We start from the raw sequence: 14,394 nt of genomic DNA, 5'->3' as shown, positions 1-14,394 counted from the left end.
GCCAGCCCCTTGGGTCTCGAAATTCCTGGCCATCGATCGATGGGTTCATGCGCTATTGAAGCCGATCGCGAACCCGCTTCCTCCGGCACCAGGTTCAACGTCAGCGCGGCAGCTCCGACATCATCGATGAGTTGTTCCTTCCTGCATCAGGGCCGCCAGGACAATGAACCCGCTGAGCGACCCAAGCACGCCGCTGATGACGAGCGCCGTCACGGCGATCCATCGTGGGCGGCTGCGTTCCACGAGAGCGACGAATGCCGTCACACTGGATCCGAGCGCAATGATCGCCGTTGGTATCAAGCCCATTAGGAAGTCGGAGAGCCCCGCCAAGCCGCTGTCCATCGATGACCACACGATGGTCCCGATGGCAGCGGCCACCGTGATGAACGTGCCAGCCATCGCCAGCGCGGCGATGCTGGGTCGCCGTGACTGTTCCGATTCAGACATGGCGCGACGATAGCGCGAAACGCCGCCCGGCGAGGAGGGTGCAGGCTCCCTGATCACGCCATTCCGTTCCTTGGATCGATGGGTTCATGTGCAGCATCCTCTCGCGCATGATTCCCGGGATGCTAGGGAAGAATGTCCCGAATAATGGGGACACTATGTCCGGGCCATCGACCCGCGTTGACATGTGGCCGGCCGTGCATTCGACAGCCTGAGGATCCGGGGCAGTAGGCAGTTCGCGAGCGGGCGCGCTGCTCGGCGCAGTGTTCCTCACTGGTCAGCATTTGTGCGGCTAGGGCGACGGGAACGACGCTGCCGGCAGCAGTGCCAAAAGGGCAGCGTAACCGGAGGGCAACGCGATCACGCCGCTGATCCAGAACGCCGTCACGGCCATCCATCGTGGGCGGTTGTCGCTCTGGCGAGCGAAGCTTGCTATCAAGGTGGATGCGATGGCAACGATCGCCGTTGGTATCGAACCAATGAGGGCGTCGGAGAGCCCCGCCTCGCCGCCGTCCACCGACGACCACACAATGGTCCCGAGGGCAGCGACCAACGTGATGAGCGTGCCCGCCATCGCCAGCACGGCGAGGTTGGGTCGCCGCGATTGTGCCGACTCAGACATGGCCCGACGGTAGCGCGCAACGCCTCTCAGCAAGGAGAGTACGGGCCCCTAGATCACGGCCTTCCCCGCGATGCATCGATCGGATCATGTGCGACATCGTGTCACGCATGGTTCCCGGGACACCAGGGAAGAATATCCCGAAAATAGGGACGCTATGCCCGGGCCATCGCCCCAGCGGGACGGGCGTGTTGCTCTTGCAGCGATTCGTGATCGGTTCTAACTGCCGTCCCGGGATCGCTCAACGAAACTCTGGACGTGTCGCCGGCCGGCGACCTCACGAGGAAGGGCGTGCCCATGTCTCGCACGAATCCCACGGCGGATGCGGCGGCACCCGTCGGCTTCTCGACACTGGTGACTCGTCGCCGGTTGTACCGCACCGCCGGGATCGGCGGTATCGCGGTACTCCTGTTCTGGGTGCTCCAGCCGATCATCGTGTTCGTCATCATCGGCGACAGGGTGTCGCAGCCGACCTGGCAGTACTTCCACGACTACCGGTTCAACGGTATCTACGAGGCCATCACGTTCTGCGGCGTCGGATTCGGGATACTGACGTTCGTACTGGCGCTCGACCGGCTCGTGCACCTTGGCAGCCGAGAAGTGTCGGTCTGGTGGCGACTCGGCACAGTGTGCGGACTGGTCGCCGGAACCACGTGGCTGCTCACAGCGGGCATCACGCTCGTTCCGTTCACCTCGGTCGGCGACGGCGTGAATCGCGTGGTCCCAGCGCTGGCGGATCAGAACGTGGTCTTCGAGGCGTGGGCGGTGATGGTCACGGGGATGCTGATGGCGTACGCGCTGACGAGCGCCGCGTGGCTAACCATCTTCGGAGTGATCGGCCGCCGCAGAGGCGTCATCGGGTGGCCGTCGGCGTGCCTGGCGTTCGCCGGTGCAGCACTCACCGTTCTGCCGGTGCTCATTCCATTCTCACCTCCGATTGGCGGGATGACCGGCTTGGCCTGCCTGTTCGTTCTCGGGATCGTGTTCTTCGTGAAGTCCCGGAAGGCATAGCCGCGGTCTCCGCCCGCTGCCACAATTGAGACCCATGGACGAAGTCCTGCTGACTGCGAGTCGTCTCGCCCTCCTCGTGACCGGGGTCGGCGGGGCGCTCGCGGTTGTGGCTTCGGCGACGCGGCGGCGGGTTGCGCGAGGGTGGATCCCGGCCGCCGCGGCGATCGCGATCCTGCTGCTGTTCGCCGTCGAGAGCGGGGGTGCCTCCTCGCCCGTCGCGCAGCTGCTCGCACTCATAACGTGGGCGGTCGGTTTCCCGCTGCTCGCCGCGACGTTCCCGGACGGACGGTTCGTGCCGCGGTGGTCGTTGGGACTCGTCTTCGCGTCGGTGTTCGTGCTGATCGTCGATGCGGTGCTCGGCGACCGGCTCCGCGGGAGCGCCGGGTGGTGGCTCTTCCCCGTCGTGCAGGGACTGCTCGCCGTCGGGTTCATCGCATACCGCTACCGTCGAAGTGCAACGACCTCCGAGCGCGAAAGCGTGCGCTGGGTGCTGCTCGGGCTGATCATGACGCTGACGTTGTTTCTGGTCGTGTCGATCGGAGCTGGCGCGATCGGCGGTGGCGGGGCGCTCAATGAGGCCGTCTCGAATGCCGCCCCTATCCCGCTGATGCTCGGGCTTGTGATCGGGCTGGCTTGGCCCCGGCTGTGGAACGTGGATGCCGCCTTCCACGTCGTCCTCTCTGTGATCTTCGCCGTATTCGCTCTGGGCGGTGTCTTCGGCGCGGCCCGGTGGATCGCCACAGCGGCCGACCGACCTGCGGTGGACGCAGCGGTTTGGGGTGCCGTTGCTGTCGGAGTGCTCGCGTACCCCGTCGTGCGCGCCGCAACGCGCGCTGCTACCTGGCTCATCTACCGCGACCGGATCACCCCCGACCAAGCAGTGGCCCGCCTCGCACTTGCCCTGGACGCCGACGAGGCGCGTCCCACGGCGCAGCGTGTGACAGATACCGCAGCCGAAGCCACCACCTCGCCCGCGGTGCTGCTCACGGCAGCATCCCCGGTCGACGAGGCCGTATTCACGGCGAAGTCCGGCACACCTCCAGAAGCGGCGATTTCGCCGTTCCCTATCACCTTCCGCGGCGAACTGCTCGCAACACTGAGCGCAGCGCCCCGACTTGGTGAGTCGGAGCTGAGCGCCCGTGATCGTAAGGTAATGGCAGCGATCGCCCAGCACGCGGCGCCCGCCCTGCATGGGGCTCGGGCGCTCCGCGAGGCGACGACGACACAGGCTGCTCTGGTCGCCGCGCGAGAGGAGGAGCGACGACGGCTACGCCGAGAACTGCATGACGACCTCGGCCCGGCATTGTCGGGACTGGCACTCGCAGCCGCAGCGTTGGCGACGCGCACCGAGGAGATCGACGACGAGATCGCTCAGTCCGCCCGCGAACTTCAGACCGACATCAACGACGCGGCGACACGCTCGAGAGAGATCTCGCACGGACTTCGCCCACCCATCCTCGACGACCACGGGTTAGAGGCCGCGCTGCGATCCCGCCTGGGCTCCGCGACCGACGTGGTATTCGAGGTGGGACATCTCGGCGACCTGCCTGCCGCCGTCGACCTCGCGGCTTTGCGGATCGTGCAAGAGGCCGTCACCAACGTGCGACGCCATGCCGACGCATCCCTCTGCCGTGTAGCGGTCGAGAGGGCTGCCAACGGCCTCCGCATCGAGGTCGCGGATAACGGTGTCGGAATGCCACAGACCGCGACAGCCGGCATCGGCCTTCGGTCGATCCGCGAACGAGCGGCCGAGCTTGGCGGCCGCACGCGCATCTCCCGCCCGCGCGCTGGCGGCACGCTCGTTACCGTCTGGCTGCCGATCGAGGCGACCCCCGACGAGGAGACGAGATGACACGCGCCGTCGTCGTGGACGACCACCCCATATTCCGCAAGGGGCTCGTCGCTCTACTGCGGGCGAGCGAGATCGAGGTCGTCGGCGAGGCGCAGAACGGCCACCAGGCGATCGCGGTCGTGCAAGAGGAACTGCCAGATGTCGTTCTCATGGACGTCTCGATGCCCGAGCTCGGGGGAATAGACGCGACCGCGCGGCTCGTAGGAGAGCAGCCCACCCTCCGGGTCGTCGTGATCACAATGTTCGATGACGAGGCCACGGTCGCGCAGGCACTCGAAGCTGGGGCAAGTGCATACGTGACGAAGCAGGCGAGCCCAGCCCAGATCCTCGCGGCCATCGCCGCCGCGGAGTCCGGGGCACTGTTCATCGGCGCCGGCGTGCCACGGCCTGCATCGCATCCAACGGCCGTGGAAATCCCCGGGCTCACGCCTCGCGAGAGAGCGGTCGCCGACCTCCTCCAGCGTGGACTGCCCAACCCCGTCATCGCCGAGCGGCTCCATCTCTCGACGAAGACCGTGGCGAACTACGTGTCGATCGTCATGCTCAAGCTCGGTGCCGCCGACCGCGCGGACGCCGCACGTATCCTTCGCGCAGGCCAACTGTGATCGCAACACCCAAGCCATCGACCTAGTCGCGGTCGGCCGCATATCGATGAGCGTCCCCGGCACCGCTCGCCGCGACCCTCACGTTCCTCTGGCAGGCGCAGTCTGACGCACCCACTTGGACACCTGCTTCTGACCATCTGCCGGTTTGTCAGCGAAGCCATGCAGTTGCACTTCGAATTCCGCTTGATCCGGAAACGTCACCTTCACCCACGGCCCGCCAGAGCAAGAGGCCCCAGAACCGTCCTTGGTCCCGTCCGTATAGGCAAGGCAGAACTGGTAGTCCCCTTTCCCCTTGACCAGGTACAGCTCGCGGCCATCCGCCTTCCCCTGGTATCGGGACGACGACGCGTCGCCGGTCGGGATGACCTCCGAGACGACCGCCGGCAACTGGTCTGAAGCCTTACGCTCACCGTCAAACGGTGACGGCGGCGACACGCACCCCGACAGCGACAACAACACCACGGTTGCAGCACCCGCTGACACGAATCGCTTCATCGGTCTCCCTTTTCGCCGCAGCGTAGCAGGCGGGATGGCCCCTCCGTTCAGTGTGCAGAACCCGCCCGGTCAGCGGGGCCCATATACGAACCGACCCACGCTTACCCGCCCCGCGGATCCTGCGACGGTTGCGGCTCATCGAAGTGCGGGTTCGCCGCCCCCGGCTGGCTTTCCGGCGCGACCCGAAGACAAACAGCGGCGACGATCGCGACAATGGTCAGAGCGAGCAGCAGGACACCGGTGACGAGCAGCACCCACCCGGTCGCGTTTCCCGAGGTGATCATGATCAGACCGATCAGTCCGGTGAGCCACGCTCCGACACCGGCCAGGCACGCGAGGACCACCAGCCCCACCTGATGTTCCTGCTCTTTCCGAAGCGAACGCAGCTGCGTATCATGGCTGATGTCCGGGAGTTGTGAACTCAACGCAGGGACGACATGACAATCGATCCGATGTCCGAGTTGGTGTGGTTCGCCCAGCCGGGAACTAGCCGCGGAGACTATCTCGACGCGGCCTTGGAGATGTTCGGGCGGGTGTTCCCCTCTGACTCGCTCGGCTGGATCCACCTGGATGCGGTCACCCGAGATGTCGAGGCGGTCGGGACGCCGGCGGAGGTGGCCGGTGCGTCATCGCCTGGTGTGAAACTGTTCGCGGTGATCCCCGACCATCCGATGGTGTTGAGCTACCTAAATGCTGGGGCGGGAGGCGCGCCGCGGCGGATGAGTGACCTGGTCTCGCTGACCGATTTGAAGCGCACCCGTGCGTACGCTGAAATGCTTCACCCGCTTGGCGGGGAATGCCAATTCACGATTCTCACCGAACGGAAGGCTTTCGGGTTGAGCGCGTGGATGTTCAACCGTCGAGTTCATGACTTCGCCGACGATGATGTGTACCTGGCGGGACGCCTCCAACCCTTCTTGGCCCTGATCGACCGGACCTGGCCGTTGGACACCCACGCGCTGGACCCCGGTGAGGGTCTGACTCGTCGCGAAGTCGAAGTGCTCGGCCTGGCTGCCCAGGGTCTGACCGTTGCGGCGATCGGGTTCCGGCTCGGCATCAGCCCGTTCACGGTCAGCAAGCACCTTGAACACACGTATCGGAAACTGCACTGTGGGGACCGTCTGGTGGCTGTTGACCGGGCGCGACGGCTGGGGCTGATCGCCGCGCTCTAAGTGGTCGCAGCGCGGATGTGTTGAGCGGCGTCCCGCAACGCGTTCCGCGCTTCCGGCGTCCACCCCGCTCCGACGAACACGTGAACGCCTGCGGGGTAGATGCGCAGGGCGCCCCTGTTTCCGGCCTCTTTCGCCTTCGCGGCAAACATCTTCGCGTCCGGCAACAGAATGTCGTTGCCGCCCTGGTAGATGAAGATGGGCGGCATTAAGCGGAGGGTGTCGTGGATCGGACTGATCAGCGGGTCCGCGACAGACCGTGAGCCGGCCCACACGCGGCCGGCGGCGGCAAGTCCGGCGGGAGCCAGCATCGAGTCGCGCTTTTCGATCGCCGCAATGCCGGGGTTCGACATGGACGCATCGACCCAGGGCGAGAACAGGATCAGCGCTGCGGGCGCGGGGAGGTCTTCATGGCGGCATCGGATGGCCTGGCCGACGCTCAGCGCGCCACCGCACGAATCACCAGCCAGGATCACCGGTTTGCCCGCAGCGCGATCGACGACGCTCATGTACACGGCTTGAAGGAACGGATATGCATCGTCTGCCGAATGGTCAGGGGCGAGGCCGTACAGGGGAACCGTGACGGTCACCCCGGATAGTCGAATCAGAGTCGCAATGATCCTCCAATGGGCGGAGACGAGCGAGTGGACGTACACGCCACCGTGGGCATAGATCAGGTGCGTTCCCGTCGCGCCGGCTTTCGGCGTCAACGTGATCACGGTGTTTCCGAGCACGGACTCACGCCGGATGATGCACGACCGCCGCAGGGACCCCGGGATCGGCGCATCACCGCTATCGTTCCGAGCAGACTCATACATCGTCGCTTCGGTGCGGTATCTATTCGGGCGTGCCCGAAGCGCCACCCGGGTCAGGCTCATCGAAATGGACATCAGACCGATGCTCCCACCCCGCGACCCGTTCCGCCATACGCGAAGAAACGTATTGGCCGCCCCCCAACCGCGGAGGAATATTGTCATCCAACCAAGGAGAGCGCATGGTAACCCAGCTACCCAGCGACGGAATGCCGCCTACACACGCGGACGTCGGATGCGACACGAGCGGGATGCTTGTCATCCACCGCGCGTTGCGCCGCGTCTTCACCGACGCGCCCAAACTGGTGCGCGACGTGCCGCCCGGCGACACGAAACGCTCCACGATCATCGCGAACCATGTCGCAGAGTTCGCCGACGTCCTCCACAACCACCATGTCACCGAAGACGAATCGTTATGGGACACCTTGGAAGAGCGCTCCCCAGCATGCGCACTCCACGTCGGTCAGATGAAAGCGCAGCACGCCCAAGTGGCCGCGCTACTGAGCGAACTCGGCATGCAACTTCCAGCGTGGAAGGCGAGCGCTGATCCAGCCGCCGGCGAGCGGGTCGCCGTAATTCTCGACCAGGTCCATTCCTCACTATCAACGCACCTCGGCCAGGAGGAGAACCAGATTCTCCCCGTCGCAGCGGCGACAATGAGCCAACGCGAGTGGGACGCATTCGGTGAACGAGGACTCGCGAGCGTTCCGAAGAACCGAATGATGGTCCAACTCGGCTACATCCTCGACCCGTTCACCCCAGAAGAACGGCACGCTTGGATGAAAACGACACTCCCCGGATTCGCCAGAGTGCTCTACCGGACGGTCGGCCGACGTCAATACGAAACCAACTATCGACGGGTATACGGCCAGCAGCCGAGTTAGCGGTCAAACAGGCAACCAGACCGACTTCACGGACGCGAATGGCCGGCGGTATCTCACCGGTCTCACGCAGCTCAACGTTCCGCGAACAGTGCCCGGACCAGATGCCGACGTACGTGGTTCTTCGTATGTCGCCCGGAACCTCGTCGGCGTCATCCTGTTTGCAGGAGGTTGGTCCAATGTTCCACACAACCGAAACCCGCGACGAGTCCGCAGAAATCGAATGCATCGTCATCGACTGGTCGCGGGTCAGTCTTCCGCCGTACACCGCGTCGACGCCGGCCAACCCGCTGCCGCCTCTGCTACCCACCGAAGCCCGACCAACATGAGACTCGTGATCCTTGCAGCGCTGCTTGCCGGCTTGGCGGTTTCCGGCTCATCATCAGTCGGCGCACCGCCGAACGCCGAACCCACAATTCATCTCAGCAACGCCCACACGAGATTGGGCATCTTCAACGCGTTCGAAGCCGTCCACGACCCGATACTCCTCATCGTCAGGTTGCAACACTGACAGGCCAGCACTGACAGGCGAAGTGCAGCGCTTCTGACAGGTCGTCAGCGGTCACACCACCGCCCTGGTCTCCCCGTCCGGATCTCGTAGGCGCTACCCCGCACCCCGCACCTCAGCCCGGTGCGGCATCCAGGCGGGGCGGTCCAGCGCATTTTGAGCGGCTGTCGTCGTCGGAGGTCGTGCCGGCGGCGCTCGACGGCGAGACTACCAATCCAAAGCATGAGGAGCGCGCCGGCGGGCTCGACACCACAGACCGGGCTCAGCTCGAGCAGCAACTGCGTGACGCTCCGTGGGAGATGACAAAGCAGACGGCTCGCGCCGTGATCCGTGCGGGGATCGGCTTCGTCAGGCTGCCCTGACATCCACGGCTGCGCGCCAGGTTGGGAGGGCCAACAGCGATTACCGTTCGGTAGTCAGGCAGCGGTCCAATGTCCGGCCGCATCTCCGGAAGGCGTCCCACCCTTCCCCGTCCGCAGGAGCACCATGACCGACACCCACCCCACCGCCACTGCAGCCGATGAGCAGCCGGTCTGGTTCGATGAGCAGGCAGAACCCGTGTACGTCCGGGTGCGGTCAGCGCGGGAGTCGGCGGAGCCGGCCGTAGTGCAGGTGCTCGAGTTCTTCGACCGGCCCCGCGCGGAATCCGCCGCGGTGCGGTACCTGGTCGGGCTCGGGTACTCGCGTCGAACGGTGAAGAAGTTCGTCGGGAAGAAGTACCTGACCCGCATCGACGCCGGCAACGCGAACAAGGTCGTCGGCAGTTTGAAACGGATCCGTGTCGTCTCCGACTGCGGGCCCATCCCCAACCAGAAACACAGCTGGGGTCTCGCAGTGCGCCGGTGGGGTGACACCGACGAGTACGTTCACCTCGAATGGGTGTGAGGTAGGGCGCTCACCCCGGAATGTGGATGATTCCCATCCGGGCTGCGGCGGTCACCGCCATCAACCGATCATGCTGACCCAACTTCTCGTACGCGTTCTCGAGATGCTTCCGGACCGTCAACACTGAGATCCGAAGGACATATCCGATGGCGGTCGCAGTGAACCCCTGACTGACGAGCTGAAGCACCTCAGTCTCTCGTCTCGTCAGCGGGTTCCGCGCCACGAAATCAGGATGAGGAGACGCCAGACCCGTCAGCCGATTGAAAGCGACAAGCAGCGGCTGGATCGCAGCCGCCGTATTAACTTCCGCGTCGGTGAAATCCCGGTGGTTCCGGTTGAACGCCCACCCGTTCCATGAGTTCGGAGTCACTGGGGTGACAACGATCGACAGCTGCGTCTTGGCATGCCATGGGGCGAACGCCTCCGCGAAAACCGGGTGGTTTAGCCAGTCGCGGTCGCCGATGATGTCGCTGATCCGGCGTGGGTGAATCGTGTTCGTCGTCGTGTAGCTGAGCAACTGCGGGTGACGGAACATGTTCCGGCTGACCGCATCAACGACTTCCGGATCTCCTGCGTCGCCGGTCCCACGAATCTCTAGCAACCCAGTAGTTGGATGAAACCCCACCCACCCCAGAGACTCCGACGGGAAGATCCCCTCCAACGACGATGTCACCGCGTCAAGGAAGACCCCGCGGTCCGTGACTCCCGCGAGGTCGTAGCTCAACCGCAATGCAAGCTCCGTGCCGTCCAAAAGCGCCCCAAAAGAACGGTGCCGTGATCCTGATACACGAACGGTAGACCCGCCAGTCCGCCCACCGCAACTCGCCACCCGGCCGACCAAACTACCTCGGTATTCCGTCGCGCCCGTCTGCCACCTCGCGTTCGGTGCTCACCCGCCATACGCGATTCTTCGTATTGTTCGAGCCTCAGACATCGATGAACCTTGAGGTGCCATCTGAACCGGATGGCTTCGAATGAGGAGGAAATCATGTCTGAGACGGCCGTCATGGAGTTGACAGACGATCGAGTAACAGAGGACAAAATCGCTTCGGCAGAGAAGGGCGCAGTCTCGGCCTTGGCGGGCGCCGCACCGGTGCTCGCCAGCAATCAGGGGCCAGATCCGATCGCGAAGACGGGCTACATGTCCTCGAGCGCAACCCTCGACGCCCAGGGTGCACTGTCTGTCCAGACGCATATCTGGTCAGTTCAGTGGTTGAAGGGCTTCACCGGCGGAGTCCAGGTCGTCGTCGGCGACGTCAACGGCAACATCATCGCTACAAGCCCACTCCAGCAATACGGCGTCGACGGAACAATGACAACACTCCCGTCGAGCAGAACCGTCAACTGGATGGCCGCGCTCGGCCCCGCCGCCGCAGCCAACGGTCACACCCTCAAGATCCTTCACATGTGGTCGCCAAAGAATCGATTGGGAATCGACATCCCCAAGATCGAGACCACAGTGAAGACCATCGCGGAACTCATTGCCGCGATCGCCGCCGTCGCCACAGTGCTCTGACCGCCGACCCTACTATCGAGCAGGCTCGGCCCCGCTGCCGGCCCGACGGATTGCCAACCGCTCCACACTCGCAAGACTCCTGTGCGGGAGAAGCGCCGGCCGGTACCGACGTTGTTGTACTTCGTCGATACCGGCCGGTCCAGGTGTCCGACCGCCCGGTCGCCCAATCGGTCGGCACTCTCGGCACCGCCGCGCCGCCGACCGCATGCGGGGTACGGACACTTGGTTGCCCGTCGCTGTCCGTTGTGTCCGTTCATTGCTCGTCACAGGAGGACGAACGGACACAACGGACGAAAAGCGGACAAGTGCGTATCCGTCTGCCGTGACATGCAGAGACCCGGGAAAGCCGGGTTACCAGGCACTTTTTCCTTTTTCAGAGAAGGAAAGAAGCTAACGGACAAACGGACAACGATTCTGCAGAAAAAGCGTGGCTGAAGACCGAGCAAGTTTTGAACTTGCTACAGCAACCAGAGTTGCTTTAGCTGATGATCTTGACCAATTTCTCTTGATCCTCAGCCGTGTCAACTACCTATCTGGAAATCACAGTCCGTTTGTCCGTTGGACGGCGAGGCCCGGATGGGCTGCGCGACCAGTGCCTTCTCCGGCGGCAGCGGTCCGCGACTCGGGATCAGCCGATCAGTCGCTGATTCACCCAACAATCTCAGCGACCGGTCAAGATCACCTTTCCCCGTTAGCCGCGCTGCGCGGCGGCGCAGACGTGGCCCTGAGTCCGGGTACAGATGGACGCTCAACTTCTCTTGCCGCGTTTGTGCATATCGCGCCTGACGGTGCGGAATGACAAGTGCATGGAAAAGGAAGCAATCGTTTCGGCGCCGCGTGCACCACTGGACGCCAGCGAATACCCCGATCTGATCTGGTGTGGATCAGATGGTTTCGAGATCGAGTGGGCTGCCCGCTACCTCGCTAATCGCGGCGTGGACCCCGACGTGGCCGAGGCGCGCGGCTACTACGTTCCCGAACGCCCCGTTGACTGGGGCAGCAAGGTGAGCTGGTCGCGGTCAGTGCGCCCGGACCTTCACGCCGACAAGGACTACATGGAGCGGTGGGATGGGATGGGACGGCAGCGCCCTCTCTCCATCCCACTCTTTCAGCGCAACGGTATGTGCTCCACAGAACAGCTCCGTCCTGAGAAGCCAGTTCCAGTTGAGGAAGTGGTCGTGAACCGGCTGACCGGCGAGCCCATCATGGTGAGATCGACCGTCGGCGTGGACAGGCCGAAGCTGGACTCCAACGGCGTCCAGGAGATCTACAGGTCCGGAGATCGTAAGGGCGAACTCAAGACCGAGAAGACCTACCTGCTCGTGCCCAAGACCAAGGCGCGCGAGATGAAGTTCCTGCTCGCCCACAACACGAAACGTGGCGTCGGCGCGGGCACCGTCCCGACTCCTGATGTGCACCCGTTTGTGGCCGAGGTTCTCAACGATGAAACCCCCGGCTACCTCACTCCCGCACTTGTGGTCGAAGGGGTCGTCAAGGCCGATGCCGTCCTCTCCGCTGCGCGTCGTAGCGATCGTGAGCTTGCCACATTGGCACTCACCGGAGTCACCATGGGCTTCGCTGCACCTAACAGCGACAGCAACCCAACCGACAAGCCCGCTCTAACCGACGGCATGCGACAGATCAACTGGGACGCCCGAGAGGTCTTCCTCTGTTTCGACGCGGACTGGCGCACAAATAGCCAAGTTGCCAAGGCGCTAAAGACCACTGCCGAGCTCCTCGAGGCCGAGGGGGCGATCGTGAAGATCGTCGACATCCCCGAACAGGCGCACGCAAAGGGCATCGACGACTTTATCGTCCAACACGGTGACACCGCGTTCTGGAACCTGCTCGAAAATTGCAAGTCCCGCAGCGACGTCGAACGCTTCTCGACCGTCTACCCGAGAACCGATCTCGGCCGCGGCGAGCGACTTGCTCGGGAGATGCTGCAACCCGAAACCGGCTACCGATTCATCGCCAACGAGAAACACTCCCTGCGATGGGACGGCACACGCTGGGTCGACGACCACTCCGACACCATCCTCGTCAGCCTCGCAGGCAAGTTGGCCAAGCGTGACCCCGAAGACGAGTACGGCCAATCCCTGCGCGGACTGGAAGCTGCCGTCAAACTCGCAAAAGGGCACCCCGGCACCGTAATCAGCGCGAACGACCTGGACTCTGACCCCTACGCCTTCGTGGCACGGAACGTGACAATCGACCTCCGAACTGGCGAGGCACACCCACACGACCCGGCCCAGCTGCTCACGAAACGGACCGCAGTGGACTACGACCCGGAACTCCCGACCCCGATCTGGAACCGGATGCTCGAAACAATCACCCAGGGCGACAAGGAGTTCCAGAAACACCTCCAGCTGATTGTTGGCCTCTCGGCAATCGGCGAAATCATCCACCCTCTGATCGTCGTGCCCATCGGGCCAGCCAACACCTGGAAATCAGTCTTCACCTCAACCCTCATGAAGGTCTTCGGCGAATACGCGACGAGCGCCCAAGCCGAGAAGTTCCTCGACAAGCCCGACAACGAGCTGATCAGCTCGTTGATCGGCAAGCGCTATGTAGGCATCTCCGAGGCTGGAAACGAAACTCGGGTCTCCGATTCGGTCATCAAATCGATGACCTCCCCCGATATGACCAAAGCGCGCGGCCTCTACAAGTCCAGCTGCGACTTCATCCCCACATGGACGCTCTGGCTGCCAGCCAACCACCGGCTCGGCGTCGATTCCGCTGACGGTGCAATCTGGAAGCGGCTCACCTACATTCCCTTCCGCCATGTCATCGTCGATGGCTCTCCCGACTACATCCCCTTCCTGAAAGAGAAACTCGCGGCGGAACTTCCCGGCATCCTCGCGTGGATCCTCGCCGGCGCCGCCGAATTCCTGCAAGGCGACCGCTCGCTCCCGACCTGCGCTGCGGTGCGGGCCGAGACCGCGAAGCAACGCAAGGCCGGCGACCCGGTCGATGCATGGCTCGAGGACAAGGTCGTAATCGCAGACACTTTCACGAACCGCAAAGAGGTACTCGACTCCTTCCGCGAGTTCCAGACCGAAGCCAACATCAGGGCAACCTGGACCATGGATCGCCTCAAAAGTGCACTCAAGGACCGCGGTGTGGTCAAGGACTTCACCAGCCGTTCCGGAGTGCTCACCGACGAGAAAGTCAACAACGGTCAGCGCTTCTGGAAGGGCCTCCGCCTGAAGACGGCCCAGGAGCACCGTGTGGATGACCAGGTCGAGGAGATGCTCGACGAGGACGCTGTCCCTGACACGCTTCCCGCCGAGTGGGCGACAGAACAGTCGGCAGATTCTGCCGCATCTCCATCGACCATGGACCATCCAACGCCTGAGAGGCCGGCATCGAGGCAACCGCTTCCGAGCTGGGATGACCTCGTCGCCGAGAGCATCCGCAAGAAAGAGGAGGCCCCTATCGGCCTCAACTCCTAGTACCTGATCGCCGAACGTTCCGGCGATCGATCGGTAGATGCTGCACTTTTCCATCGCATTCGCGGGCAGCTCTGCCCGAGGCCTCCTCTCAGCCGCTCCCTGGCCCGGCTGAGAGGAGGCCTCTTCGCATAGCTGATGGCAG

General features: G+C 63.9%; 16 protein-coding genes. 10 read left to right on the top strand and 6 right to left on the bottom strand.

Translation table 11 applies throughout. The features are described from left to right. Window positions 1-120: 120 nt before the first annotated feature. A complete protein-coding gene (locus ACPPVQ_RS05875) occupies window positions 121-447 on the bottom strand; it encodes a hypothetical protein (protein ID WP_426519578.1) in 327 nt (108 codons plus the stop codon). 289 nt (window positions 448-736) lie between these two features. Further along, on the bottom strand, window positions 737-1,066 hold the full coding sequence (locus ACPPVQ_RS05870; protein WP_426519576.1) for a hypothetical protein: 330 nt from the start codon (window positions 1,064-1,066) through the stop codon (window positions 737-739). A gap of 294 nt (window positions 1,067-1,360) precedes the next feature. Here ACPPVQ_RS05870 and ACPPVQ_RS05865 point away from each other — a divergent pair, with 294 nt between their 5' ends. The 3 genes from ACPPVQ_RS05865 to ACPPVQ_RS05855 are packed head-to-tail and all read left to right on the top strand — an operon-like array spanning window position 1,361 to window position 4,531. Then, window positions 1,361-2,074, top strand: a complete 714-nt coding sequence (locus ACPPVQ_RS05865; protein WP_426519574.1) for a hypothetical protein — start codon at window positions 1,361-1,363, stop codon at window positions 2,072-2,074. Between the two features lie 34 nt (window positions 2,075-2,108). Further along, entirely contained in the window at window positions 2,109-3,926 is a 1,818-nt protein-coding gene (locus tag ACPPVQ_RS05860) for a sensor histidine kinase (RefSeq protein ID WP_426519572.1), read from the top strand. Beyond that, a complete protein-coding gene (locus ACPPVQ_RS05855; RefSeq protein ID WP_426519570.1) occupies window positions 3,923-4,531 on the top strand; it encodes a response regulator transcription factor in 609 nt (202 codons plus the stop codon). The genes ACPPVQ_RS05860 and ACPPVQ_RS05855 overlap by 4 nt, the downstream gene beginning before the upstream one ends. A 78-nt stretch (window positions 4,532-4,609) precedes the next feature. Here ACPPVQ_RS05855 and ACPPVQ_RS05850 read toward each other — a convergent pair whose 3' ends face one another. Beyond that, window positions 4,610-5,026: a hypothetical protein gene (locus ACPPVQ_RS05850; RefSeq protein WP_426519568.1), complete on the bottom strand. Its 417-nt coding sequence runs from the start codon at window positions 5,024-5,026 to the stop codon at window positions 4,610-4,612. Window positions 5,027-5,127: 101 nt separating this feature from the next. Next, window positions 5,128-5,379 (bottom strand): hypothetical protein, encoded by a 252-nt coding sequence (locus ACPPVQ_RS05845; protein WP_426519566.1) that lies wholly within the window; start codon window positions 5,377-5,379, stop codon window positions 5,128-5,130. 84 nt (window positions 5,380-5,463) lie between these two features. On the opposite strand from ACPPVQ_RS05845, the gene ACPPVQ_RS05840 reads away from it, so the two are divergent. Next, entirely contained in the window at window positions 5,464-6,198 is a 735-nt protein-coding gene (locus ACPPVQ_RS05840) for a response regulator transcription factor (protein WP_426519564.1), read from the top strand. On the opposite strand, the gene ACPPVQ_RS05835 is transcribed toward ACPPVQ_RS05840, so the two are convergent. Further along, complete coding sequence (locus ACPPVQ_RS05835; RefSeq protein ID WP_426519562.1) at window positions 6,195-7,085, bottom strand: alpha/beta hydrolase; 891 nt, start codon at window positions 7,083-7,085, stop codon at window positions 6,195-6,197. The genes ACPPVQ_RS05840 and ACPPVQ_RS05835 overlap by 4 nt on opposite strands. A gap of 104 nt (window positions 7,086-7,189) precedes the next feature. Here ACPPVQ_RS05835 and ACPPVQ_RS05830 point away from each other — a divergent pair, with 104 nt between their 5' ends. The 4 genes from ACPPVQ_RS05830 (at window position 7,190) to ACPPVQ_RS05815 (ending at window position 9,281) form a co-directional block, all read left to right on the top strand. Beyond that, on the top strand, window positions 7,190-7,891 hold the full coding sequence (locus ACPPVQ_RS05830; protein ID WP_426519560.1) for a hemerythrin domain-containing protein: 702 nt from the start codon (window positions 7,190-7,192) through the stop codon (window positions 7,889-7,891). A 176-nt stretch (window positions 7,892-8,067) separates the two neighbouring features. Continuing rightward, window positions 8,068-8,217, top strand: a complete 150-nt coding sequence (locus tag ACPPVQ_RS05825; protein WP_426519558.1) for a hypothetical protein — start codon at window positions 8,068-8,070, stop codon at window positions 8,215-8,217. Continuing rightward, window positions 8,214-8,399, top strand: a complete 186-nt coding sequence (locus ACPPVQ_RS05820) for a hypothetical protein (RefSeq protein WP_426519556.1) — start codon at window positions 8,214-8,216, stop codon at window positions 8,397-8,399. Before ACPPVQ_RS05825 ends, ACPPVQ_RS05820 begins: the two co-directional genes overlap by 4 nt. Window positions 8,400-8,882: 483 nt before the next feature. Next, window positions 8,883-9,281 (top strand): hypothetical protein, encoded by a 399-nt coding sequence (locus ACPPVQ_RS05815; protein WP_426519554.1) that lies wholly within the window; start codon window positions 8,883-8,885, stop codon window positions 9,279-9,281. A gap of 10 nt (window positions 9,282-9,291) precedes the next feature. On the opposite strand, the gene ACPPVQ_RS05810 is transcribed toward ACPPVQ_RS05815, so the two are convergent. Continuing rightward, complete coding sequence (locus ACPPVQ_RS05810) at window positions 9,292-10,005, bottom strand: response regulator transcription factor (protein ID WP_426519552.1); 714 nt, start codon at window positions 10,003-10,005, stop codon at window positions 9,292-9,294. 264 nt (window positions 10,006-10,269) lie between these two features. On the opposite strand from ACPPVQ_RS05810, the gene ACPPVQ_RS05805 reads away from it, so the two are divergent. After that, a complete protein-coding gene (locus ACPPVQ_RS05805) occupies window positions 10,270-10,797 on the top strand; it encodes a hypothetical protein (RefSeq protein ID WP_426519550.1) in 528 nt (175 codons plus the stop codon). A gap of 740 nt (window positions 10,798-11,537) precedes the next feature. Next, the gene (locus ACPPVQ_RS05800) at window positions 11,538-14,252 is read left to right on the top strand and encodes a phage/plasmid primase, P4 family (protein ID WP_426519548.1); all 2,715 of its coding nucleotides are present in this window, start codon (window positions 11,538-11,540) and stop codon (window positions 14,250-14,252) included. Window positions 14,253-14,394 lie beyond the last annotated feature (142 nt).

Origin of the sequence: Leifsonia sp. McL0618 (assembly GCF_049994905.1) — a bacterium.
In the GTDB taxonomy this organism is placed as follows: domain Bacteria; phylum Actinomycetota; class Actinomycetes; order Actinomycetales; family Microbacteriaceae; genus Diaminobutyricibacter.
Note: the sequence above shows the minus strand (reverse complement) of the source record. Positions and strands in the feature narration are given on the sequence as shown.

Coding starts and splice junctions, on each gene's coding strand:
- ACPPVQ_RS05875 (WP_426519578.1), bottom strand. CDS start 447: ATGTCTGAATCGGAACAGTCACGGCGACCCAGCATCGCCGCGCTGGCG.
- ACPPVQ_RS05865 (WP_426519574.1), top strand. CDS start 1,361: ATGTCTCGCACGAATCCCACGGCGGATGCGGCGGCACCCGTCGGCTTC.
- ACPPVQ_RS05820 (WP_426519556.1), top strand. CDS start 8,214: ATGAGACTCGTGATCCTTGCAGCGCTGCTTGCCGGCTTGGCGGTTTCC.
- ACPPVQ_RS05840 (WP_426519564.1), top strand. CDS start 5,464: ATGACAATCGATCCGATGTCCGAGTTGGTGTGGTTCGCCCAGCCGGGA.
- ACPPVQ_RS05825 (WP_426519558.1), top strand. CDS start 8,068: ATGTTCCACACAACCGAAACCCGCGACGAGTCCGCAGAAATCGAATGC.
- ACPPVQ_RS05830 (WP_426519560.1), top strand. CDS start 7,190: ATGGTAACCCAGCTACCCAGCGACGGAATGCCGCCTACACACGCGGAC.
- ACPPVQ_RS05805 (WP_426519550.1), top strand. CDS start 10,270: ATGTCTGAGACGGCCGTCATGGAGTTGACAGACGATCGAGTAACAGAG.
- ACPPVQ_RS05815 (WP_426519554.1), top strand. CDS start 8,883: ATGACCGACACCCACCCCACCGCCACTGCAGCCGATGAGCAGCCGGTC.
- ACPPVQ_RS05850 (WP_426519568.1), bottom strand. CDS start 5,026: ATGAAGCGATTCGTGTCAGCGGGTGCTGCAACCGTGGTGTTGTTGTCG.
- ACPPVQ_RS05870 (WP_426519576.1), bottom strand. CDS start 1,066: ATGTCTGAGTCGGCACAATCGCGGCGACCCAACCTCGCCGTGCTGGCG.
- ACPPVQ_RS05800 (WP_426519548.1), top strand. CDS start 11,538: ATGGACGCTCAACTTCTCTTGCCGCGTTTGTGCATATCGCGCCTGACG.
- ACPPVQ_RS05855 (WP_426519570.1), top strand. CDS start 3,923: ATGACACGCGCCGTCGTCGTGGACGACCACCCCATATTCCGCAAGGGG.
- ACPPVQ_RS05835 (WP_426519562.1), bottom strand. CDS start 7,085: ATGTCCATTTCGATGAGCCTGACCCGGGTGGCGCTTCGGGCACGCCCG.
- ACPPVQ_RS05860 (WP_426519572.1), top strand. CDS start 2,109: ATGGACGAAGTCCTGCTGACTGCGAGTCGTCTCGCCCTCCTCGTGACC.